Source organism: Aerococcus sp. L_32 (assembly GCF_050689315.1).
On record NZ_JBOEQF010000623.1, the window covers coordinates 1 to 1011 of the forward strand.

Annotated in this window: 1 protein-coding gene and 1 pseudogene; both read left to right on the top strand. The window is 40.4% G+C overall.

The annotated features are described in order from the left end of the window. On the top strand, window positions 1–610 hold a 610-nt coding region (locus ACRCJ0_RS15240), incomplete at its 5' end, for a M20/M25/M40 family metallo-hydrolase (protein ID WP_431391049.1). A gap of 200 nt (window positions 611–810) precedes the next feature. Further along, window positions 811–1011, top strand: a pseudogene (locus ACRCJ0_RS15245) (dehydrogenase); the annotation flags it as partial.

A 1011-nucleotide genomic window follows, 5' to 3' on the forward strand; every position in this document is an offset into this window, starting at 1 on the left:
TTTAGCCTTCAAACAGGCATTCAAAGAAGCGACAAAAGATATCAGCTTTGGTCAATTAGACTTCTCACCAGTATTGAATTTATACGGGGCAGTTGAAGGTGACGACGCTGGTAACCAAGAATTAGACCAATTATTGAAACAGCCAACCTTTAACGTGACTGTATTCCGTGGTGGTGACCAAGTGAATACCATTCCTGACCACGCAGAAGTTGTCTTCAACATCCGTACGGTACCTGAATTCGACAACGAAGCAGTTAAAGGTGTATTTTCTGAAGTTTACCAAGAATTCTTGGATAAAGGGGCAGACTTCGACCTACAATTAACCCTAGACTTAAAGCCACTAAATGGCGGGGTTAATTCAGACTTAGTGCAATTAACCAAAACATTAGGCGCTACATACCTAAACCAAGACTTGGAAGTTGTGCCAATGACAGGTGGTACGGATGGGGCAAACTTTGTTGCTAACAAACCAGCAGGCTACCCAATCATCATCTTTGGCCCAGGATCAACAACATCACATCAAATTGATGAATACGTGGACAAGGACGAGTATCTAACATTCGTCAACTTATATATTGACTTGTTAGCCACTTATATAGAGAACAAATAAAATTGGTTAAAAAAGCTATGACATTCTGGTCGTAGCTTTTTTTTATGTAGCCGGTACAATGGTGTCTACCACCATACTATTGTATTTGTCGCATATATCCAGTTTATTTGATAAAATATAAGAGAGACTGTTGCTTTTTTCGCAACAAATAATCGTTGGAAATGACATGATCATAAAATAAGCGTAGGGGTGTATTGAATATGGTAGAACATAATTTAGAAGAGACGCAAGAAGAAGCTGAAATGGGTAAAACCCTTCAAGCTATCAAAGTTGGTGACACTTTCCGTGTAACTGAATCGATTAGAGAGCGAGATGTCTTGTTATACATGGGGGTTACCTCAGACTCGAACCCCGCATACCTACAACAGACGTCACATAAAGCAGGCCTTACGCCAGGCGAG